We start from the raw sequence: 21233 nt of genomic DNA on the forward strand, positions 1-21233 counted from the left end.
GATCCTACAGTCAAGCCATCCCGGTCAACCGGCGTTACGAGGCTTTCGTACCTGCCCATGACCGCCGCGTCCGACGCATCGATCATGTGGGCGAATTGCCCATTCCCTGCGGGTCCCCATCATCATCAAAGGTGATCTCCAGCGTGGACCGGTAAGCCTCGTCGTTCGTCTGGAACTCCGTATCGCCGCCACCAGCGGGAGATCCCGCTTCCCTGACGGCTACGGCCCGGTACGCGAAGCCGTCCTGCTCGGCCGCTTCCCAGGTGAACACGACATCGTCGCCTTCACCCAGGGTCCGATAGCTGCCAGGCGGACCTTCTATCGCGGAGAAATGCGCCCACACATCCCCCGGCACGGCCGGGGAACGTAACACGCCCCATCCCTCCTCCTCGTTCCAGAGCACCACGCCGCCAGTGACCTCGCCCATCCAGAAACTCTCCTTCCCCCGACATACCGCGCGAACCACGATCATCCTGCACCCGTCCCGTGGCGATCCGCGTGGCCGTCCGGCCCGCGGAAGGCACTGACATCCTGGACCGAGGCCCGGCTGCTCGGCACGATGTGAGCATGACGGAGAACGGATCAGCGCACCGGCCGGGAGCGAGCAAGGAAGCACGCTTTCGCCCGGATTGGGCGGCGGTGAGCGCTCTAGCGGGCGCGGTCGCCGCCGTGATCGCGCTGGTCGCCTACCTGGCGCCGCCGACCCCGCAGCCGTCCCCACCGGATCCGCCCACCGAGGCCGCCCCGGAGTCATCGCCACGGGAGGTGGTCACCGAGCCACCTCCGCGGTCATCACCACCAGAAGCGGTCACCACACCGGCCGCGCCGCCGACTCCGAGCCCTACGCCTGAACCCAGCACGTCCCCCGCGCCGGTGATCCTGAATACCCCCACGACGCTGTCGGAGGTGCCGCCAGGCGGCTGCGACAAGGCCGCGACAGCGCTGACCGCCTACCAGCGGAACGCCGGAACCACCCGCAACGGCCAGGCAGCCGCGGCTCAGCAGGCGTACAGCGACCTGATGGGCGCGGGCCTCGACGCAGAGGGCGTGGTAAGTGCGACGATCAGTCGGCTGGCCTCCGAATTCCAGGAACTGCGCTTCCGCCTGACGGGCATGACCGGCGGCGATCCCAACGAGGTGATCGCGGACATCAACACGGACCACGCCGAACTCAGGCGGCTGTGCGCCCCCGGCTGACCTGCCCCACAGAGCGGAAGCCGCGCGGCAGATCCTCACTCCGAGGCGTGCAGGATCTCCATCGCCTCAAGCACGTCGCTCACCACGTGATCGGCCTCGTGCTCGACACCCGGCCATGTCCCCCGGTCGATCCAGATCGTCCGCAAGCCGGCCGCCCGCCCACCGGCGATGTCCGCCGTGAGGTTGTCGCCGACCATCCACCCGCCGCCGTCGAGGCTCACCTCACACCGCTTGGCCGCGATCTCGAACAACCCGGCTTCCGGCTTCCGCATCCCCTCTGCCCCCGACAGAGCCCACGCGTCCACCACATCCGCCAGCCCCGTCCGCCGGATCTTGCCGAGCTGATTGTCCGCCATGCCGTTCGTCACGATGGCCACCGCCCATCCGGCAGCCCGCAGGCGATCCAGACCGGCGAGCACGTCAGGCGGACATACGACCAGGTACGGCATGCGCGCGCGATAGCGCCCCCAAAGCTCCTCCACCGACATCGACAGGCCGAACCGCTCACGCACCCTCGTGAAGAACTCCCCACGGTGCGGATATCCGGATCTGTCAAGGGCAACCAGCCACTCAACCGCCACGCCGTCCAACCCGTGCTCATCGACGAACTCCCCAACCCAGATCCCGAACGCCTTGTCCAGGTCGATCAGCGTGTTGTCCAGGTCGAAGAGCGCAAGCCGCTGCACAGCGCCTTATCCTACGACGTCGCCCCATATGCGATCATCGATGAATGACAACGAGAAAGGCGCATGGTCGCTGACCGCCGGCTCGCACTCCACGCGACGCTTCCCGACCGCTACGCCCGTCACGAAGTCCTGGCCTCGACCATCGACCACCGCGGCCGGCTGGCCGCGCTGGTCGCCGACCCCGCCCAGGGCTTCACCCCCATCCCGTACTTCTCCGAGCTCCGCCCCCCGCTACGACGCGACAGCCGTCGTCTGCGACGGCGACGAGATCCACGCCTGCCCCTACACCGACTTCCCGCTGATCGAGATCGACGCTGACGGCGTCCGGAGCGTCACACCGAATCCAGTCAAGCGATGCACCGGCTTGGCCCTCTCCGGTGCCGATCTGGCCTTCTTGGCTCAGCGCCGAGCGAACGGCGGATTCCGCTGGGAGATCCGCAGAGCCCTCCGAGAGGGCGGAGCCGTCACCGAGACGGGACGCGAGCACCTGCTGCTACCAATCGGCCGACGTCCGTCCGGCCGGGCATGCGGCAAGATCGGCAGAGGCGGAACGCTGTGGCTGCACCAGAACGGCGATCCTCGGCGTTGGTACCGCTATGAGATGGACACCTGAGCCCGATACGCCGAGAGCGACGGCGAGCAGGGACAACGGCGATGCGTAGACGCCACGCGAGCTACGCCATACCTTCGAATCGCCGGTTGCCGTCGCACTGGATCGCCGAACCCACGGATTTGGTTCGAACATTGCGGCACAGCCTGACGCCACCGTTCGCACCAACGCCCGATTGAGCCGTGGCCCGGCTGGTGGGGGCGGGTGAGTGCCCGCCCCCTTCGTCGTGCTGTCAGAAGCCGGCGGTGATCTGGGTGAACGGCCAGCCGGTCTGCTCGCGATTGACCGCCCAGAAGGTGAGGCGGGTGAGGCCCCTGGCCTTGGCCCAGTCGCGGATCTGGGTCCACTGGGCCAGGGTCGTGGTCTCCCCTACGTCGGATCTGCCGTTCATGCCCGAGATGCCCATGTGGGCGTATGCCTCGGCGTCGCTCCAGCCGAACGTGCTCTTCAGGGAGCTCTTGAGCCCCTCGGAGGCGTTGACGGTGTCCTGGTACATGTCGTTGCCGCCGAAGTTGAACGCCATGATCGTGTAGTTGTCGATCGGCGCGCCCAGGGCCTTGGCCTGGTTGACCAGGCGGACGCCCGGGGCGCTCAGGCCGGTCTTGAGCGTCGGGATGGTGACGGCGATCTTGACGTTCGGGTTGTTCTGCTTGACGATCTTCAGGCCGTTGAGGATGCGGTCCTGGACCGTGTTGTTCTCGAACTCATCGACGTTCTCGATGTCGAAGTCGACCACCGCCGGGCCGAAGGCGTTGATGACCTGCTGGACCGCGTTGGCGAAGGCCGGCGGGGTCGAGCAGTTCGGGCCGAGCTTGTTGCCGCTCCAGCCGCCGAAGGAGATCGCCACCATGCCGCCCCTGGACCTGATCATGCCGATCGCCTGGGCGTCGATGCCGCCGGTCAGCGGGCGCTGGCCGTCCCATGCCGGGGTGCAGCCGCCCGATGACTGGATGAAGGCCATCGTGAAGGACTTGACGCCGGTGCCGGCCATGACCGTGCCCGGGTTGGGCGGGCTCCCCAAGGCCATGGACAGGTACGGGGCGCCGGGCAGCCTGGCGGGATTGGGGTTGGGGCTGGTGCAGCCGGTCGTGGTGGCGTTCAGCTCACGGCCCGCCGACTCCCCGCTGACGTTGTAGGCCTTGATCGTGTACTTGCGGGTCTCGCACCTGGCGACGCCGGAGATGGTGGCGGTGGCGGAGACGACCTGCGCGCGCTGCGCGCCAGCCTCGTAAACCCGGTACCCGGTGACGGTGCCGCTGGAGGCGCCCCAGTTCAGCGTGACGCTGGTGTCGTTGGCGGTCGCCCAGGCGGCGCCGGGCTGGCCGGGCACCGGTGGCGCGGTGGTGGCGGTGATCCAGGAGGCGTCCGAGCGATTGCCTGCGGCGTCGCGGGCGCGCAGCATGTAGGTGTAGGCGGTGGAGGCGGCCAGGCCCGAGTCGGTGTAGCCGGTGCCGGGCACGGTGGTGACCAGGACGTAATTGCGGTAGAGCTCGTATCCGGCGAGGCGGACGTTGTCGGTGGAGGCGTCCCAGGCCAGCGAGACGCTGCCGGAGGTGGCCTCGGTGACGCGCGGGTTCGCCGGGGCCGGGGGCAGCGGGACGCGCTCCCACATCGGGGGGACGTTGGGTGGCTCCCAGCCGGGTATGGAGGTGTGGTTCTGCAGGCACCGGTATTCGACGCCGTTGTAGGTGACGATCGTGCCGACGGTGTAGGCGGTCCAGGCCACCCAGTCGGGCGCGGCGGCTTGGACTTTCGCCTGCCGTACCACGTCGGCCTCGGCCGGCGCCGGAAGGCCCAGGCCCGTCACGAAGACGGCCAGGACCGCGAGGATGAGTACGCGGAGTCTCACGTGACACTCCCTGGGGGGTGGGGGTGGAGTGTGCCGATGACTCGCCCGCGCGGCCGTCCCCCCGCACGTCTGCGGGGCGGCCACTGGCCAGGTCATGTGCGCCACCGGGCCGCCGTACCGGGGTCGTGGTCGGCATCGCGTGGCCCGCCGGTCGAACGGCAAGGCCGCCTGGGAGCGGGTACGCGTGGGAGAGCGGCCTCACAGAGAGCGAAGAAGCGAAGTTTATCGTTAGGAAACTTTCCTAATATTTTTCGAATTGTAACCGTCGCTACCAGGCGCTACAAGGGCCCAAGTCGACTCGCGCGCGGGGCGATCGACGATCGGTCGGTCCGGCCGCGCTCCGCTTCTCTTACTCGGGCCGACGGCCCGCGGGTCCGAGATCACGTCCGTCGAGGACCTCGATGTCAGCAATGGCCGTCGCGCTGGGGTCCAAGCTCAGCCAGATGACGTCCTCGCCGTCACGCTCCAGCTGCACCATCCGCGAACCGGACGAACCCGGTGGAGCGGTCAGGAGGTTGGTGCAGGTAGCGCTACAGGTGCACACGCCATGAAACGGCAGGTCTTCCACCGAGTCCGCTAGAGGGTCGCTCTCGTCCCTCGCACGCAGCAGAGCGACGATGTCAGCGGCGAGGTCGGGGAACACGTCTCCGAGGCGCGGGCGCCGACCGGCAGTCATGATCCGCACGATACTCAAGTGCGGTGTGTCGTCCCCGCCGCGCTCATCCGGCGGCCGGCGTGGGTGCGGGTGCCGGATGAGATCCTGCCTCCGCTGCCCGAAGTCGGCCGGCTGTGATGTCAACGGCAATCGGCGGCGCACGCCCGCTTCGCCACTACTACGCCGGCGTCATGCCGGCGGGCGGCGTCTCGATCAAGGAACTCACCGAGTATCTCGGCCATGCCGATCCGGGGAGCCCGGTCCGGGAGCTTCTACCGGACCGGGTTTCCCCACGTCAGCCCCCTACTTCAACAACTGGCGGGCCATGACCATGCGCTGGATCTGGTTGGTGCCCTCGTAGATCTGGGTGATTTTGGCGTCGCGCATCATGCGTTCTACGGGGTAGTCGCGGGTGTAGCCGTAGCCGCCGAGGAGTTGGACGGCGTCGGTGGTGATTTCCATGGCGGCGTCGCTGGCGGCGCATTTGGCGGCGCTGGAGAAGAAGGTGAGGTCCTTGACCTTGGCGCCGTGCATGGCGGCCTCGGATTTGGCGGCGGCGGCGTAGGTGAGCTGGCGGGCGGCTTCGAGCTTCATGGCCATGTCGGCGAGCATGAACTGGACGCCCTGGAAGTCGGCGACGGGCTTGCCGAACTGCTTGCGCTCCTTGACGTAGCCGATGGCGTAGTCGAGGGCGCCCTGGGCGATGCCGAGGGCCTGGGCGGCGATGGTGATGCGGGTGTGGTCGAGGGTGGCCAGGGCGGTGCGGAAGCCGGTGCCGGGGGCGCCGATCATGCGGGAGGCCGGGATGCGGACGTTCTCCAGGATGACCTGGCGGGTGGGTGAGGCCTTGATGCCGAGCTTCTTCTCCTTGGCGCCGAAGCTCACGCCCTCGTCGGATTTCTCGACGACGAAGGCGGAGATGCCGCGGGCGCCCGCGGACGGGTCGGTGACGGCCATGAGGGTGTAGTACTCGGAGACGCCCGCGTTGGTGATCCACATCTTGGTGCCGTTGAGCACGTAGTGGTCACCGTCCTGGACGGCACGCGTCTTCATCGCCGCGGCGTCGGAGCCCGCCTCGGGCTCGGAGAGGGCGTACGAGAACATGGCGTCGCCCCTGGCCACGGCGGGCAGGTAGCGCTGTTTGAGCTCCTCGGACGCCGAGAGCAGCAGCGGGACCGTGCCGAGCTTGTTGACCGCCGGGATGAGCGAGGAGGAGCCGCAGGCGCGGGCGACCTCCTCGATGACGATGACCGTCGCCAGGGCGTCGGCTCCCGCGCCGCCGTACGCCTCGGGGACGTGGACGGCGTGGAAGTCGGCCGCGACGAGGTCCTTGTAGACCTCCCACGGAAACTCCTCCGCCTCGTCCGCCTGCGCGGCGCGCGGGGCGATCTTCTCGTCGGCCAGTGCTCGCACGGCCTGGCGGAGCATGTCGTGCTCCTCGGCGGGCGCGTAGAGAGGGAAGCTCATGGACAGATACTAGGACGTCCAACAAAACGGCTCCACGGCGTGCCACCCCTTACCTGCGCCATCCGGGTGATTCGCGGGTGGGGGACGCGAAACACAAGGGGCCGGTAACATGCCTCGGCAACCCGACCAGGATGATTGGGCCATAGATGTTTGGCGCTGTCGAGAGGAGCACAGACGTGCCGTACCGCCTCACGGTACTGGGAACCGGCTACCTCGGAGCGACCCATGCCGCGTGCATGGCCGAGCTGGGGTTCGAGGTACTTGGCCTCGACGTCGACGAAGCCAAGATTGAGCGATTGCGCTCCGGGGAGCTGCCCATCCACGAGCCGGGGCTGCGCGAGGTGTTGCAGCGCAACCTGGACAACGGGCGGCTGCGGTTCACGACCTCCTATGAGGAGGCCGCCGCGTTCGGTGATGTCCACTTCGTCTGTGTGGGCACGCCGCAGAAGAAAGGCGAGAACGCCGCCGACGTCTCCTACCTGGACGCCGTCGTGGAGTCACTGGCCCCCCACCTGACCCGCGAGTGCCTGGTGGTGGGCAAGTCCACGGTCCCGGTCGGTACGGCCCAGCGGCTCGCCGACAAGCTGGTCCGGCTGGCCCCCGCCGGCCCCCAGGTGGAGCTTGCCTGGAACCCCGAGTTCCTACGCGAGGGCTTCGCCGTCCAGGACACCCTCCATCCCAACCGCATCGTGCTCGGCATCGGCAGCGAGAAGGCCGAGAAGATCCTGCGCGAGGTCTACGCACCGCTCGGCGACGTGCCGATCGTGGTGACCGACTACCCCACCTCCGAGCTGGTGAAGTCGGCCGCGAACGCGTTCCTGGCCACCAAGATCTCCTTCATCAACGCCATGGCGGAGGTGTGCGAGGCGTCGCACGCCGACGTCAAGCAGCTCTCCCTCGCGCTGTCGTTCGACGAGCGGATCGGCGGCAAGTTCCTCAACCCCGGGCTCGGCTTCGGCGGCGGCTGCCTGCCCAAGGACATCAGGGCCTTCATGGCGCGGGCCGGTGAGCTGGGCGCGGACCAGGCGCTGACCTTCCTGCGCGAGGTGGACGCGATAAACATGCGCCGCCGCGCCCGCATGGTGGACCTGGCCAGGGAACTGGTGGGCGGCTCGTTCCAGGGCTGCACGGTGGCGGTGCTCGGCGCGGCGTTCAAGCCGAACTCCGACGACATCCGCGACTCGCCCGCGCTGGACGTCGCGGCGACCATAGGGGATCAGGGCGGCAGGGTGACCGTCTACGATCCGGTGGCGCTGGACAACGCCCGCCGGGCGCATCCCGAGCTGACCTACGGCTCCTCCGCGCTGGAGGCGGCCAGGGGTGCGCACGTGGTGCTGCTGCTCACCGAGTGGCAGGAGTTCATCGACCTGGATCCGGAGGAACTGGGCTCGGTGGTGGCCACCCGCAAGATCGTGGACGGCCGCAACGCGCTCGACGCCGAGACCTGGCGGGCCTCGTCGTGGCACTACCGGGCGCTGGGCCGTCCCTGACCTTACGGACGGCGCTGGGCCGTCCTGACCCTCGTACTAGGCTTCGGCTCTCAGTTTCTCGCCCTTGGCGTGGGCCATGGCCCGCAGGTCGTCCTGGAAGGCGACCATGCGCTCGCGGAGCGCCTGGTCGCCTGCCGCCAGGATGCGGACGGCCAGCAGCCCCGCGTTGCGCGCCCCGCCGATCGCGACGGTGGCCACCGGCACCCCGGCGGGCATCTGCACGATCGACAGCAGAGAGTCCATGCCGTCCAGGTATTTCAGCGGCACGGGCACGCCGATCACCGGCAGCGGCGTCACGGACGCCAGCATGCCGGGCAGGTGCGCCGCTCCCCCGGCCCCCGCGATGATCACCTGGAGGCCCCGGGACGCGGCCTGCTCGCCGTACGCGATCATCTCGTGCGGCATGCGGTGCGCCGAGACGACGTCGGCCTCGTAGGGCACGCCGAACTCCTTCAGGGCCTCGGCGGCGAGCCGCATGACCGGCCAGTCCGAGTCGCTGCCCATCACGATGCCGACCGTGGCGGTCACGTGTAGATCCCTTCGCTGAGGTAGACGGCGGCGTGCCGGGCGCGGGCGCGCACCGATTCGAGGTCGTCTCCGAGCGCGGTGACGTGGCCGATCTTGCGCCCGGGACGTACCTCCTTGCCGTAGAAGTGCACCTTGATGCCCGGGTCGTGGGCCATCACGTGCTCGTAGCGGGAGTACATGTCGGGGTCGTCGCCGCCGAGCAGGTTGGCCATCACCACGACCGGCGCGGCCATGGACGGCGAGCCGAGCGGCAGGTCGAGCACCGCCCGCAGGTGCTGCTCGAACTGGGAGGTGCGGGCGCCCTCGATGGTCCAGTGGCCGCTGTTGTGCGGGCGCATGGCCAGCTCGTTGACCACCATGCCGGTGCGGGTCTGGAACATCTCCACCGCGAGCAGCCCGGTCACGCCGAGCTCGTTGGCGATCTTCAGGCCGACCCGCTGGGCCTCGGCGGCGTGCTCGGGGTCAAGGTCAGGCGCGGGCGCGATCACCTCGACGCAGATGCCGTCACGCTGCACCGTCGCGACCACCGGGTAGCTGACGCCCTGCCCGTGCGGCGATCTGGCGACCAGTACGGCCAGCTCGCGCTCGAAGTCGACGTGCGCCTCGGCGATCAGCGGGACCCCGCTCGCCAGCACCTCGGCCGCCTCGGTGGCGTCGCCGCAGATCCACACGCCCCGGCCGTCGTAGCCGCCGCGGATCGCCTTGAGCACCACCGGCCAGCCGTGCTCCTCGCCGAACTCCCGCACGTCGGTCTCGGAGGAGACGCGCCGCCACGGCGGGCACGGCGCGCCGAAGGCGGTCAGCCGCTCCCGCATGACCGCCTTGTCCTGCGCGTGCACCAGGGCCGACGCCCCCGGGTGGACGGCCAGGCCCTCGGCCGCAAGGGCGGCGATGTGCTCGGTCGGGACGTGCTCGTGGTCGAAGGTGACCGCGTCGCACCCCTTGGCGAAGTCGCGCAGGTCGTCGAGGTCGCGGTAGTCGCCGTAGCGGGCGTCGGGGATGACGCGGGCCGCGCTCTCGCCGGGGACGCCGGCCAGCACGCGGAGTTCGACACCGAGGCCGATCGCGGCCTGTTGCATCATCCGGGCGAGCTGCCCGGCCCCGACCACGCCGACGACGGGCATACCGACACCAGGCATATCTTGGCTGCTCACGTCGGCTCAGCTTACCGGGGCCCGCCGGGCGGCCCGCCACGTGTACAGGGCGAACGTTCCCGCGCCCATGACGGCCTGGACGGCCGGCAGCCCACCGGCCGCTCCGGCGGGCAAGGAAAAGGCCAGCAGCAGCGGCGCGCAGCCGAGCAGGGCGATGTCGATCCCGGTGAACGCCCAGATCAGCGGGCCGGTAGGGATCGCGCCGCCGGGCGTATCGATGATCGGCATCGAGTGGTCCACGGGCCGCCGCCGGGCCATCCGCAGCGCCCCGGCCGCGATGGCGGGGGCGGCGAGCGGTGCGAGGGCGATGGTGGAGACGGATGAGTCCAGAGTCATGAGGGCGGCGGCCAGCCAGACGGCGGCGAGGAAGGCGGGGAGCAGGCCGCGGGCGGCGAGCAGGGCGCCCTGGCCGACTCCGAGCAGGCGGGCCAGGGTGGGGTCCTCGCCGTCTCGGCGGGCGCCCGCCGTACCCGCGACGGCGGCGGCCAGCGCACCGGCGAGCAGTAGGACCGGGGTGAGGTCGGTGTCGCCGCGCGCCGCCACGGCCAGCGCGGGCAGCGCGACGGACCCGGCCAGCAGCGCCATGCGGAGCGGACGGCGGGCCAGCCTGCGCCAGTCGTACCAGGCCAGGGCCAGCGGGGCGGGCAGCTTCGGCCAGGGCCGCGACCGCAGGACGCGGGTGCGCCAGTGGTTCTCCTCGGCGATCCAGGTGAGCACGCCGGGGTCGAGTCCGACGGTGGCGGTGGCGACGTGCCCGGCTCGGGTGGAGGCGGTCAGGACGGCGGCGGCGGGCATGCTCGCCAGGGCCGTCCAGGCGCGCCGGACGAGGAGGGCGGCGGCGACGGCCGTCCCCGCGCCCCCGGCGACCGGGACGAACACGGCGGCCAGCGCGACCAGTACGGCCAGCGCCACCGCGAGCGGGATCCACCATCGCTCCCACGCCGGATCGGCCTGGGCCAGCACGGTGAGCACGCCGCCGCCCGCCGTCGCCGAGACGCCCAGGACGGTCGCGACGGCCACGGACACCACGATGGAGCCCTCCGCGCCGAGGAGGCCCAGCAGCCCAAGGCCGAGCACCGCCCCGGCGGCCAGCGCCACGGCCAGCAGGATCGCCCCGGTACGGCTCAGCACCGCGCGGCGCGGCAGCGGGGAGAGCAGCAGCCAGGCGGCGTCGGCGGCGGAGACGGCGACCGGGCCGACCGCGCGCGCGGCGGCCAGCGCCCCGGCGAGGGCCAGCCCGAGCAGCACCAGGCCGGGCACGACCCGCGCCGGGTCGGCCTGCCCGGCGAGCGCGCCCAGCACGGACATCACCGGCTGGGAGAGGACGGCCACCGCGACCGCGAGGCCGACGAGCAGCGTGTAGCGGTCGCTCCAGGTCCGCGGCCGGATGTTCCCACGCCGGTATGCGCGGATCTGCGCGCGGACGGCCGTCACGTTGGTCACACCGGTCCTGACAGTCCCGGAGGTCACTTGGACACCGCCTTTCCGTCCGAGAGCACCACCAGGCGGGCGCCCGCGGCCTCGGCGAGGCGGGCGTCGTGGGTGGCCATCACGACGGTGCCGCCCGCGGCGGCGTACCCGGCCAGGACGGCGGCCAGGCGGAGCCGGAAGTCGGCGTCGAGGCCGCGTTCCGGCTCGTCGAGCAGCAGCAGCCTGCTGGGGCGGATCAGCGCCATCGCGAGCGACAGCCGCTGCCGCTGGCCTGTGGAGAGGTTGGGTGGCGCGACGTCGGCGCGTTCCCGCAGGTCGAAGGCGTCGAGCATGGTGTCGGCGGACTGGCATGCCGTCCCGTGGACGGCGTGCGCCAGCTCCAGGTGCTCGCGGACGGTCAGCCCCGGATACCAGCCAGGTTCGTCGGCCACCAGCACCACATCGCCCCAGAACGCCGCGTCGTCGCGCGGCGGCCCGCCGCCGAGGACGTCGAGGAGGCCGTCGTCGAGCCGCTGGAGCCCGGCCAGGCCGCGCAGCAGCGTGGACTTGCCGACGCCGTTGCCGCCCATGACCGCGACCACCTCACCGGCCGCGACGTGCAGGTCCACGCCGCCGAGCACGAGATTGCCGCCCAGTTCGACGCGGGCGTGGTCGAGTGTAACGACTGGTTCTGTCACGTTTGGGATGCTAGCGAGCCGGGGGGCCGGGTGGCCCCTGGAGGGACGCCCGGATGACCCCATGTGACTGGGTCTCCCCAGACCCCCCATTACAGGAGATAATCCGCACTTAGGTCGAAATATCAGTCAAGCGGCGATATTTCATTCCTAGCACTAGAGTGCAACAGATGCACCTTCGGGCATCTGCGTACGTGGGGGCTCACTCCCCCGGTAGCCTGATGTCAGAGCCAGGCCCGGCCCGCACCACACGGTCGGCCCTCCCGGAAAGGACCGCACCGGAGCCGTGCAGATACTCACCCGCCTCTACCAGCGGTTTTCCGCCCTGGTGTACGAGCTGGCCAAGTTCGGCACGATCGGCGCCCTCGCTTTCGTCATCGACTTCGGCTCCACCAACCTGTTCCGCTTCGGGATGGGCATGGGGCCACTGGTCTCGAAGGTCATCGCCACGGTGATCGCGGCCACGTTCGCCTACCTGGGCAACCGCTTCTGGACCTGGCGCCACCGCCAGCAGAACGGCATGGCGCGCGAGTACGTCCTGTTCTTCGTGCTCAACGGCATCGGCCTGCTGATCTCCCTGCTGGTGATCGGCTTCGTGTTCTACGGGCTCAACCTGAAGGACCCGCTGAGCTACAACATCGCGTTCGTCATCGGCACCGGCCTGGGCACGCTGTTCCGCTTCTGGTCCTACAAGAAGTGGGTCTTCCTCGAAGCCGGCGTCGAACCACAGCTCACCCGCGCCCGCTGAGCCCGCGAACACAGGACCACGCGATCACGCGGGCCCGCTGACCGCACGGTTGCGGCCGTCGCCGTTCAGCCCGCCGTTCTCCTCGCCGTCTCGCCGCACGGGCAGCAGGAACACGCCGAACACCGCCGGACGGGGCCGTAGCAGTTCCAGGCGCCCGCCGTCCGCCGCCGCCAGTGCACGGGCCAGGGTCAGCCCGAGCCCGGTGCCGCCCCCGCCGCTCACGTTGCGCTCGAAGACGCGCGGAGCGAGGTCGTCGGCGATGCCCGGCCCCTGGTCGCCGACCTCGATGACGATCGACTTCTCGGTGCTGCTGGTCGTGACGATGACCGGCCCGCCGCCGTGCTCCAGCGAGTTCTCCAGCAGCGAGGCCACCACCTGCCCGAGCGCGCCGGGAGTGGCCATCGCGCGCAGGCCGCGGTCGCCGTCCAGCATGAGCTTCCTGCCGGACCGGCGGAACGCCGGTTCCCACTCGGTGACCTGCTGGACCAGGATGGGGTCGATGGCGATCGGCGCCGCCTGGGAGTGACGCTGACGGCGCGCCGCGCTGAGCAGCTCGTCGATCACCGAGGTCAGGCGCTCCGCCTGGACGATCGCCGCCTCGCCCTCCTCACGCACCACCTCGGGCTCGTCGGCGGCGCCGACGATCTCCTCCAGCCGCATGGTGAGTCCGGTGAGGGGCGTGCGGAGCTGGTGGGACGCCTCGGTGGCGAACTCCCGCTCCCTGCTGAGCAGGTCGGAGATCCGTGTGGCGCTGCGGTCCAGCACCTCGGCCACCCGGTCGAGCTCCTGGATGCCGTAGCGGTGCTTGCTGGGGCGCGCGTCGCCGGAGCCCAGCCGTTCCGCGATCATGGCGAGATCCCGCAGCGGCAGCGTGAGACGGCGCGACTGCACGATCGCCAGGCCCACCGCGACGGCCAGCGCCGCCGCGGCCAGCGCCACGATCAGCAGCAGCCGGGCGCGCACGTCGCTCTCGACCTCACCGCGGTCGCGGCTGACCTGGACCCACACCCCGCTCTCCGAGTTGGCGTCGGCGGTCATCTTCCGCCCAGTGGGCGGCTCGGTGCCGACGATCGTGGCGCGTGGGGGGTTGCCGCCCTCGTAGACCTGAATGTAGCGATCCGGGTAGTTGCGTGCGAGCTGTTCGGCGTCGATGGGTTCGTCCTGAATGCGGGCGTACTCCACCTCCCCCAGCAGCCGCCTCGCGTCGGACTGCAGTTCCTGTCCGGCCTCATCGACGATCAGCCGGCTGACCACGACCCCGAGCGGCACCCCCAGCAGGAGGACGGCGATGACCGCGACGACCAGGGTGGAGGACAGTAGTCGTCGGCGCATCGCCTACTCGCGTTCGAACCGGAACCCGACTCCACGGACAGTCGTGATGTATCGCGGCTTGGCGGCGTCGTCTCCGAGCTTGCGGCGCAGCCACGAGATGTGCATGTCGAGCGTCTTCGTGGAGCCCCACCAGTTGGTGTCCCAGACCTCGCGCATGATCTGCTCGCGGGTCACCACCTTCCCGGCGTCCCTGACCAGCACCCGGAGCAGGTCGAACTCCTTGGTGGTCAGGTGCAGCTCCTTGTCGCCCATCCAGGCACGGCGGGAGTCGGCGTCGATCCGCACCCCCTGCACCACGGGCGTCTCCGAGGTGCCCCGGCGCAACAGCGCCCGCACGCGCGCGAGTAGTTCCGCGAGCCGGAACGGCTTGGTCACGTAGTCGTCGGCGCCCGCGTCCAGCCCGACGACGGTGTCCACTTCGTCAACGCGCGCGGTGAGGATCAGCACGGGTGTCCCGTGGCCCTCCGCGCGAATACGGCGGGCGACCTCCAAGCCGTCCATCTCGGGAAGGCCCAGGTCCAAAACGATCAGGTCGATGCCCCCCGACAAAGCCCTTTCCAGGGCCTGCGGGCCGTCGGGGCTCACCTCTACCTGATAGCCCTCACGGCGCAGTGCGCGCGCGAGCGGCTCGGAGATCGAGGTGTCATCCTCGGCGAGAAGTACGCAGGTCATGAAGCGATCGTAGGACCTTAGGGGATCGTTTCCCGGCTGCAGCGCGCGGTTTGACTCGTCATTGACCTATCCATTGACCTGGGCAAACGTTGATAAATCACGGTTTGTCATCGCCCATCGACCATCGTTTCTGAGCTACGCCGCGCCCGCGCCGCATAACCTTCCCCAAAAGCCGGCCCGCTAAATGTTCCCCCAATTCGATAATCCTTCCCCAGATCCCGCCGTAGCAGGCGTGTCCCGACATTCCCCCACCAATCGGGGCGCTGTGCGGTCACGGGCCCGCGTCGCCCGGCTCCCGCTCCTCCGTAGGGAAGAAGATCCCGCTGATCACATACGGCCGGCGCCCCGGCGCGGGCCCGTTGCCCGCCCGTGCCCTGAGCACCTCCAGCAACTCACCGGCCACCTCCTCCATCTCCTCCGGGCCGAGCCACAACGTCGACTGCCGGTACCCCACCCGATCCGCCTCCGGATCGGCCCCCGGCCGATCGAGATAGGCGTTGAACTCGGCGAGCAGCGCCGCCATGGCCGCCGCGAAGCCGTGCCGGTGGTCCTGGAGGGACATCGCCCTGGCCGTGCCGAGATCGATGTGGGTGGCGTCGCGCCGGAGCCGGTAGTGGCGCTCGACCATCCCCCGCACCCGCTGCTCGTCGGCGACCTCCAGCAGCCCGGCGTCGGCGAGCAGGCCGACATGCCGGTACAGGGTGGTCTTGGGTACGTCGGGAAGGCTCTCGCAGATGTCGGACGTGGTGCGGACGCGTCCACCGGACAGCGCCCACATGATGCGCAGCCGGACGGGATGCAAGATCAGCTCAAGCGAGTCCATCGGCCAATTATCCCATATCTGGTACTGTTCCCGAAGTTGGGAATATTTGGGAGGTAATCGATGACCACGCACACGCCCACGACGCCTGCCCGGCTCAGCGACGAGGCGGTGATCCCCCTACGCACCCTCGACCCGGCCGCCGACCTGAACGACCTGGACGACCTGGACGACCTGGACTGGCTGGACGACGCGATCGGTGACGCGCGGGTGGTGGCCATCGGCGAAGGCGCGCACTACAACCGCGAGTCCTACGAGCTGCGTCACCGCCTCCTGCGCCGGCTGGCCGAGCGGCACGGATTCAGCGCCTACGCGATGGAGACCGGCTTCACCGAGGGCCGCCGTACCGACGCCTGGGTCCGTGGCGGCGACGACCGGCTCGACGAGATCATGGCGAGCGGCCTGACCTCACTGACGGGCCTGTGGCGGCAGATGGGCGCCCACCTGGAGTGGATGCGGCGGCACAACGCCACCGCCGACCGTCCCGTCGGCTTCTACGGCATCGACCTGGGCGGTCAGAACGCCTCCCTGATCCCCGCCCTGGACGCCGTGCTCGCCTACCTGCCGCAGGCCGACCCCGGCTTCCGGATCGACCCGGCCCTCCGCGAGACGGCCACGGCCTTCGCGGCGACCTCGGCGTTCGCCGCCCCCGCGACCATGGCCGTCTACGCCCAGCTCCCTGCCGGGACGAAGGACGCGCTGACCGCCGCCCTCGCCGGCCTCGCCGAGCGCATGAAGGGACGGCGCCTGGAGTACGTCCGGCGCACCACCGCCGAGGACTACGAATGCGCGCTGCGATCCATGCGCCACGTGCTCACCCTGGACTCGGTCATCCGCGGCATGACCGGCGGCGACCAGCAGACCGTCCTCTACAACCGCGACGCCGAGATCGCCGGCACGGTCGAATGGATCCTGCGCCGGCACGAGCGGATCGTCCTGGCCGCCCACAACGGCCACGTCCAGCGCGGCCCCGCCACGCTCCCCGGCATGGACCCGGTGACCCCGCTGGGGATGCACCTGGCCGACCGGCTCGGCGCGGACTACCTGGTCATCGGCGCCACCCTGGGAACCGGCCACATGCTCAACTCCGACGCCGCGGCCTTCCAGGCCGGCGCCCTCTTCGCGCCGATGGAACCCCCGCGGCCCGGCAGCCTCGACGCCCTCATGCACGCCAGCCACGACGGCCTTTTCGCCACCGATCTGCGACGGCTGTCGCCGCACGACGCCGCCGCCGTCCGGGACGCCACCGTGCAACGCGCCGGTCTCGGCGAGCACTACTCCCCCGTGCGCGCGCTGGACGCCTACGACGTCCTGGTGCACCTGCCTCACGTCACGGGCGCCGACCCCGACAAGGCCGCGCTCGCCTGCTCACCGCCGGAGGTGCGGGAGGTGTTCTCGGCGTATGAGGCCGACCAGGGAGTGTGAGATAGGGGAGAAGGAAACCGATCCTATTCTGTAGAGCGTGATAGATCGGGGCCCATCGGTATCGGGATCGGCGTAGTTGCGCATCACGCGGGCGAACGCGCGCTTCCAGCAGTGGCAGGCGCTGCTGGGCAACCGGTCCAAGCGGCAGCGGGCAAGGGAGTTCCTGATCCAGGGCGTGCGCCCGATCAGCCTGGCGATCGAGTTCGGCTGGCCGGTGCACGCGCTCATCTACGACGCCGAGCGACCGCTGTCGAGCTGGGCGAGGCAGACGCTGAAGGCGGCCGGCTCGGCCAGCTCACTGAACGCCGCCAGCGCGGCGACGGTGATGCTGTACGAGGCCGCCCGCCAACGCCGCAGCGGAACGAGCGGCACCTGATGAGCCACCGGTCGCGCGCCCCCAGGCCCCGGACGGCACCGGGCCCAGCCCCGGACTAGCCGCCGCAAATGGCGACGCCCCCGGAGGGCCTGGGGGCGTGAGGGCGCCGGTCAGTCGTCGCCGGAGGGGGGTTCCGCGAAGCGGGCCAGGTAGAGCTGTTCGCCCAGGCTCTGGATGAGCCCCAGCTCGGTCTCCAGGTAGTCAATGTGCTTCTCTTCGTCTTCCAGGATGTCCTCGAAGATGCGGGCCGACGTGGCGTCGCCCTTCTCGCGCATCAGGATGATCGCGGGCTTCAGCCGCTTGATCACACCGAGCTCCAGGTCAAGGTCCGCCTGGAGCTGTTCGGGGACGGTCTGGCCGACCGCGATGGTGCCCAGCCGCTGGTAGTTGGGCAGCCCCTCCAGGAAGAGAATCCGGTCGGTGAGCCTTTCGGCGTGCCGCATCTCCTCGAAGGACTCGGCACGCGTGTGCTCGGCCAGTTTGAAGTAACCCCAGTTCTCCTGCATTTTCGCGTGCAGGAAATACTGGTTGATCGCGGTCAGCTCAGATGTGAGCTGCTCGTTGAGCAGTTCGATGATCTGCTTGTCGCCCTGCATTGGCAGGCCCCTCGTGCTATACGGTCGGTACCAATTCCTCGGACCGTTTCAGGATCGCACAGATCCTGCGCACGCAAGATGCACAGTCGCCCCCGGCGCCCGTAGTGTCGCGGATCTGCCGCGCCGACCTCGCGCCGGAGGCGATGCAGTCATGGACCTCATTCTCCGTGACCGCACGGCAAACGCACACGTACATGGCTGGGGAGGGGCCTTTCAAGCGTGGATCTTCCCTTAGGTTAGGCACACCTAAGGTAACCCACATTGGTAAGGCTTGCCTACGTGAGCTAAGCCACAATTCCTAACCCAATCCGCGGGCGGCCTCCGCCGCGATCGTGGTGTCGTCGCCGTGGCCGGTTCGCACCACGGTTTCGCCGGGCAGGCTGAACAACCGGATTCTGATCGACTCGACGATGGTGTCGTGTGAGGAGTACGACCGTCCGGTGGCTCCCGGCCCTCCGTTGAAGAGCGTGTCGCCGGTGAAGACGGTGCCGAGGCCGGGGGCGTGCAGGCAGACCGCGCCCGGGGAGTGGCCGGGGGTGTGCAGGACCTCCAGCCTGACATCGCCGACGTGCAGGGCCTCGCCGTCCTGGAGCGGTTCGTACGGCAGGCTCTCGCCGTACTCCATCTTCCACAGCACGTCGTCTTCGGGATGCAACCGGACCACCGCGCCCGTGGCCTCGACGACGCCGCGCGCCGCGTTGATGTGGTCGTTGTGGGCGTGGGTGCAGACCACGGCCTTGAGCCGCCGGTCGCCGACCGCCGCGAGGATCGCCGCCGGGTCGTGGGCGGCGTCGATGACGATGACCTCCTCGTCGGACCCGACGATCCAGACGTTGTTGTCGACCTCCCAGGTGCCGCCGTCCAGGGCGAACACGCCGGAGGTGACCACGCGCTCGATCACAGGACCACCACCGAGCGCAGGACCTCGCCCCTGCCCATCTTGGCGAACGCCTCCTCGACCTCGCCGAGCGCGATGGTCTCGGTCACGAACCCGTCGAGGTTGAGCCGTCCCTGCAGGTAGAGGTCGATCAGCATGGGGAAGTCGCGGGACGGCAGGCAGTCGCCGTACCAGGACGACTTGAGCGCCCCGCCCCTGCCGAACACGTCGAGCAGCGGCAGTTCGAGCGTCATATCCGGGGTGGGCACGCCCACCAGCACCACGGTCCCGGCCAGGTCGCGGGCGTAGAAGGCCTGCTTGTAGGTCTCGGGACGGCCGACCGCCTCGATCACCACGTCGGCGCCATTACCGTCGGTCAGCTCGCGGATGCCCTCGACCGGGTCGGCGCCGCGTGAGTTGATCGTGTGGGTGGCGCCGAACTCGCGCGCCCACTCCAGCTTGCGGTCGTCCACGTCGACGGCGATGATCCGCCGCGCGCCCGCCAGGGACGCGCCGAGGACGGCGGCGTTGCCGACGCCGCCGCAGCCGATCACGGCCACGGAGTCGCCCCTGGTGACCCCGCCGGTGTTGATGGCGGCGCCGAGGCCGGCCATCACGCCGCAGCCGAGCAGCCCGGCGACGGCGGGCGCGGCGGCCGGGTCCACCTTGGTGCACTGGCCCGCGGCGACGAGGGTCTTCTCCAGGAAGGCGCCGATGCCGAGCGCGGGGCTCAGTTCGGTGCCGTCGGCGAGGGTCATCTTCTGCTTGGCGTTGTGGGTGTTGAAGCAATACCAGGGGCGTCCGCGCAGGCAGGCGCGGCAGTTGCCGCAGACCGCGCGCCAGTTGAGGATCACGTAGTCGCCGGGCGCGACGGTGTCGACGCCCTGGCCGACGGCCTCGACGATCCCGGCGGCCTCATGGCCGAGCAGGAAGGGGAAGTCGTCGTTGATGCCGCCCTCTCGGTAGTGCAGGTCGGTGTGGCAGACGCCGCACGCCTGCACGTTCACCACCGCCTCACCGGGGCCCGGGTCGGGCACCACGACGGTCTCCAGCGAGACCGGTTCGCCCTTGCCCCGCGCGATCACACCTTGGACTTCGTACGGCATCGTGCACCCCTCAGCTCTCGGCAACACCGTCAAACGATCACTATTGGCGCCCTGCGGTCAAGCAGGGCGGTTCCTGGCTTCGACCTCGCCGTCCGAGGCGTCCTCGACCAGGCGGAAGAGCTGCGCGCGCACCTCCTGGATGCTCGGGATGTCGCGCAGCGCGATCTGCCCGCGCTCCCCCGCCGACTCCACGGTCAGCGTGCCGCAGCCGAGCATCCGTTCGACCAGGGTCTGGTCGGAGCTGACCGTGTTGACCTTCGTCATCGGGATCTCGTCGGTGGACTTGTTCAGCACCCCGGTGCTGATCGTGAAACGGTGCGTGGTCAGCACATAGGCGGTGTTCTTCCACCGCAGGTAGGGCACGAAGGCCCAGACCGTGAGCAGGATTACGGCGATCACCGCGATGGCGATCCGGGCGTACGTGGCGTACTCGAAGCCGTCCGGGACGAAGAAGATCCCCGCCCCGGAGGCGAGCACGATGACGACGAGGGCGATGAACGGGACGATCAGCCGCTTCCAATGCGGATGGAAGGAGCTGATCCGCAGCTCGCCCTCGGTCAGATGGTGATCTGGGAGACCCATGCGGGAAATCGTGGCACGGCCGGGCCTCGCCCCGCCACGACCTCCCGCTGCGTCTCTGGCAACGACTAGGTCTCGTCCAAGCGAACGGCTAGGACTCGTCGCGACGGACGTGGACGACGTCGCCCGCGCTCAGGGCGTGTTCCCTGCCGTCGGCGCGGACGATCAGGCAGCCGTTCTCGTCCACGTCGGTCGCGGGGCCGGTCAGCGTGCCGCCGCCGGGCAGGTCGACGCGCACCTCGGTGCCCACCGTGGCGGAGGCCGTCAGGTAGGCGCTGCGCAGGCCGCTGGCCTCCGGGTCGCCGTCGGCGGCGACCCAGTCGCGGTAGTGGGCCTCGAACTCGCGCAGCACGGCGCGCAGCAGCGGGTCGCGGTCGAGGCAGGCGGCCTTCTCCTCGGCGAGCGAGGTGGCGGTCTCCACGGGCAGTTCGTCGCCGTGCAGGCTGACGTTGAGCCCGACGCCGACGATCACCGCGGTCTCGACCCGCTCGGCGAGGATGCCGGCCAGCTTGCGCTCGCCGATCAGCAGGTCGTTGGGCCACTTGAGGCGGACGTCGGTCTCGGCCAGGCGGCGCACGGCGGTGGCGGTGGCCAGGCCGGTGAGCAGCGGCAGCCAGCCGATTCTGGGCGGCGGGACGCCGGGGCGCAGCACCATGGAGAACATCAACGCGGAGCGCGGCGGCGTGGTCCAGGAACGGCCCAGCCGTCCCCGTCCGGCCGTCTGCAGCTCGGCGACCAGCACGGCGCCCTCGTCGGCGGCCGGCGTGGCCCCTTCGCGGACGGCGGCGGCCAGGTCGGCGTTGGTGGAGCCGGTCTCCTCCACCACGGTGACGCTCGTCCACAGTCCGCCGGGACGGACGAGCGCGCGGGTCAGCGCCTCCTGCGAGAGCGGAGGCCGGTCAAGATCGGAATAGGGCGAGTCAGCCACCCTGCCATCATGCCCGCGTCAGGGAGAAGATGG

At 70.1% G+C, this 21233-nt stretch carries 23 protein-coding genes and 1 pseudogene; 6 read left to right on the forward strand and 18 right to left on the reverse strand.

Translation table 11 applies throughout. The features are described from left to right. Nucleotides 1–82: 82 nt before the first annotated feature. A complete protein-coding gene (locus P3X83_RS01065; RefSeq protein WP_277303316.1) occupies nt 83–427 on the reverse strand; it encodes a cold shock domain-containing protein in 345 nt (114 codons plus the stop codon). 212 nt (nt 428–639) lie between these two features. Here P3X83_RS01065 and P3X83_RS01070 point away from each other — a divergent pair, with 212 nt between their 5' ends. Further along, entirely contained in the window at nt 640–1197 is a 558-nt protein-coding gene (locus P3X83_RS01070) for a hypothetical protein (protein ID WP_277303317.1), read from the forward strand. Nucleotides 1198–1232: 35 nt separating this feature from the next. Here P3X83_RS01070 and P3X83_RS01075 read toward each other — a convergent pair whose 3' ends face one another. Then, nucleotides 1233–1883: an HAD family hydrolase gene (locus tag P3X83_RS01075; RefSeq protein ID WP_277303318.1), complete on the reverse strand. Its 651-nt coding sequence runs from the start codon at nt 1881–1883 to the stop codon at nt 1233–1235. A 40-nt stretch (nt 1884–1923) separates the two neighbouring features. Here P3X83_RS01075 and P3X83_RS01080 point away from each other — a divergent pair, with 40 nt between their 5' ends. Beyond that, nucleotides 1924–2496 carry a hypothetical protein gene (locus P3X83_RS01080; RefSeq protein WP_277303319.1) on the forward strand — a complete coding sequence of 191 codons (573 nt, stop codon included), beginning with the start codon at nt 1924–1926 and terminating at the stop codon, nt 2494–2496. A gap of 229 nt (nt 2497–2725) precedes the next feature. On the opposite strand, the gene P3X83_RS01085 is transcribed toward P3X83_RS01080, so the two are convergent. The 3 genes from P3X83_RS01085 to P3X83_RS01095 all read right to left on the reverse strand — a co-directional run bounded on the left by P3X83_RS01085 (nt 2726) and on the right by P3X83_RS01095 (nt 6464). Then, nucleotides 2726–4342: a carbohydrate-binding protein gene (locus P3X83_RS01085; protein ID WP_277303320.1), complete on the reverse strand. Its 1617-nt coding sequence runs from the start codon at nt 4340–4342 to the stop codon at nt 2726–2728. Between the two features lie 349 nt (nt 4343–4691). Beyond that, on the reverse strand, nt 4692–5018 hold the full coding sequence (locus P3X83_RS01090; protein ID WP_277303321.1) for a hypothetical protein: 327 nt from the start codon (nt 5016–5018) through the stop codon (nt 4692–4694). A 282-nt stretch (nt 5019–5300) separates the two neighbouring features. Next, a complete protein-coding gene (locus tag P3X83_RS01095) occupies nt 5301–6464 on the reverse strand; it encodes an acyl-CoA dehydrogenase family protein (RefSeq protein ID WP_277303322.1) in 1164 nt (387 codons plus the stop codon). Nucleotides 6465–6640: 176 nt separating this feature from the next. On the opposite strand from P3X83_RS01095, the gene P3X83_RS01100 reads away from it, so the two are divergent. Then, nucleotides 6641–7954 (forward strand): UDP-glucose/GDP-mannose dehydrogenase family protein, encoded by a 1314-nt coding sequence (locus tag P3X83_RS01100; protein WP_277303323.1) that lies wholly within the window; start codon nt 6641–6643, stop codon nt 7952–7954. Between the two features lie 36 nt (nt 7955–7990). Here P3X83_RS01100 and purE read toward each other — a convergent pair whose 3' ends face one another. Genes purE through P3X83_RS01120 form a run of 4 tightly spaced genes read right to left on the reverse strand, consistent with a single transcriptional unit; the run spans nt 7991 to nt 11744 of the window. Beyond that, a complete protein-coding gene (gene purE / locus P3X83_RS01105) occupies nt 7991–8458 on the reverse strand; it encodes a 5-(carboxyamino)imidazole ribonucleotide mutase (protein WP_277303495.1) in 468 nt (155 codons plus the stop codon). Between the two features lie 20 nt (nt 8459–8478). Continuing rightward, complete coding sequence (locus P3X83_RS01110; RefSeq protein ID WP_277303496.1) at nt 8479–9621, reverse strand: 5-(carboxyamino)imidazole ribonucleotide synthase; 1143 nt, start codon at nt 9619–9621, stop codon at nt 8479–8481. Between the two features lie 21 nt (nt 9622–9642). After that, nucleotides 9643–11106: a DUF6297 family protein gene (locus P3X83_RS01115; protein ID WP_277303324.1), complete on the reverse strand. Its 1464-nt coding sequence runs from the start codon at nt 11104–11106 to the stop codon at nt 9643–9645. Further along, nucleotides 11103–11744, reverse strand: coding sequence for an ABC transporter ATP-binding protein (locus P3X83_RS01120; protein WP_277303325.1), 642 nt, complete (start codon nt 11742–11744; stop codon nt 11103–11105). The genes P3X83_RS01115 and P3X83_RS01120 overlap by 4 nt, the downstream gene beginning before the upstream one ends. Before the next feature lie 283 nt (nt 11745–12027). Between P3X83_RS01120 and P3X83_RS01125 the strand changes: the two genes are divergently transcribed. Beyond that, entirely contained in the window at nt 12028–12489 is a 462-nt protein-coding gene (locus tag P3X83_RS01125; protein WP_277303326.1) for a GtrA family protein, read from the forward strand. 24 nt (nt 12490–12513) lie between these two features. On the opposite strand, the gene P3X83_RS01130 is transcribed toward P3X83_RS01125, so the two are convergent. The 3 genes from P3X83_RS01130 to P3X83_RS01140 all read right to left on the reverse strand — a co-directional run bounded on the left by P3X83_RS01130 (nt 12514) and on the right by P3X83_RS01140 (nt 15316). Beyond that, a complete protein-coding gene (locus tag P3X83_RS01130) occupies nt 12514–13821 on the reverse strand; it encodes an ATP-binding protein (RefSeq protein ID WP_277303327.1) in 1308 nt (435 codons plus the stop codon). Nucleotides 13822–13824: 3 nt separating this feature from the next. Further along, nucleotides 13825–14493, reverse strand: coding sequence for a response regulator transcription factor (locus P3X83_RS01135; RefSeq protein WP_012888073.1), 669 nt, complete (start codon nt 14491–14493; stop codon nt 13825–13827). Nucleotides 14494–14764: 271 nt separating this feature from the next. After that, nucleotides 14765–15316, reverse strand: coding sequence for a helix-turn-helix domain-containing protein (locus tag P3X83_RS01140; RefSeq protein ID WP_277303328.1), 552 nt, complete (start codon nt 15314–15316; stop codon nt 14765–14767). Between the two features lie 60 nt (nt 15317–15376). Between P3X83_RS01140 and P3X83_RS01145 the strand changes: the two genes are divergently transcribed. Next, nucleotides 15377–16738 carry an erythromycin esterase family protein gene (locus tag P3X83_RS01145; RefSeq protein ID WP_277303329.1) on the forward strand — a complete coding sequence of 454 codons (1362 nt, stop codon included), beginning with the start codon at nt 15377–15379 and terminating at the stop codon, nt 16736–16738. A 76-nt stretch (nt 16739–16814) separates the two neighbouring features. Next, nucleotides 16815–17012: pseudogene (locus tag P3X83_RS01150) on the forward strand (rRNA methyltransferase); the annotation flags it as partial. A gap of 212 nt (nt 17013–17224) precedes the next feature. Here the strand turns inward: P3X83_RS01150 and bfr are convergent. The 6 genes from bfr to P3X83_RS01180 all read right to left on the reverse strand — a co-directional run bounded on the left by bfr (nt 17225) and on the right by P3X83_RS01180 (nt 21200). Further along, a complete protein-coding gene (gene bfr, locus P3X83_RS01155) occupies nt 17225–17710 on the reverse strand; it encodes a bacterioferritin (protein ID WP_277303330.1) in 486 nt (161 codons plus the stop codon). A gap of 16 nt (nt 17711–17726) precedes the next feature. After that, complete coding sequence (locus P3X83_RS01160) at nt 17727–17972, reverse strand: (2Fe-2S)-binding protein (RefSeq protein ID WP_346742676.1); 246 nt, start codon at nt 17970–17972, stop codon at nt 17727–17729. Between the two features lie 36 nt (nt 17973–18008). Then, complete coding sequence (locus tag P3X83_RS01165; protein WP_277303331.1) at nt 18009–18611, reverse strand: MBL fold metallo-hydrolase; 603 nt, start codon at nt 18609–18611, stop codon at nt 18009–18011. Further along, nucleotides 18608–19693, reverse strand: coding sequence for an S-(hydroxymethyl)mycothiol dehydrogenase (locus tag P3X83_RS01170; protein WP_277303332.1), 1086 nt, complete (start codon nt 19691–19693; stop codon nt 18608–18610). The genes P3X83_RS01165 and P3X83_RS01170 overlap by 4 nt, the downstream gene beginning before the upstream one ends. A gap of 57 nt (nt 19694–19750) precedes the next feature. Then, nucleotides 19751–20275, reverse strand: a complete 525-nt coding sequence (locus P3X83_RS01175; protein WP_277303333.1) for a PH domain-containing protein — start codon at nt 20273–20275, stop codon at nt 19751–19753. An 88-nt stretch (nt 20276–20363) separates the two neighbouring features. Continuing rightward, entirely contained in the window at nt 20364–21200 is an 837-nt protein-coding gene (locus tag P3X83_RS01180; RefSeq protein ID WP_277303334.1) for a biotin--[acetyl-CoA-carboxylase] ligase, read from the reverse strand. Nucleotides 21201–21233 lie beyond the last annotated feature (33 nt).

This window comes from Spongiactinospora sp. TRM90649 (genome assembly GCF_029382225.1).
GTDB lineage: Bacteria > Actinomycetota > Actinomycetes > Streptosporangiales > Streptosporangiaceae > Spongiactinospora.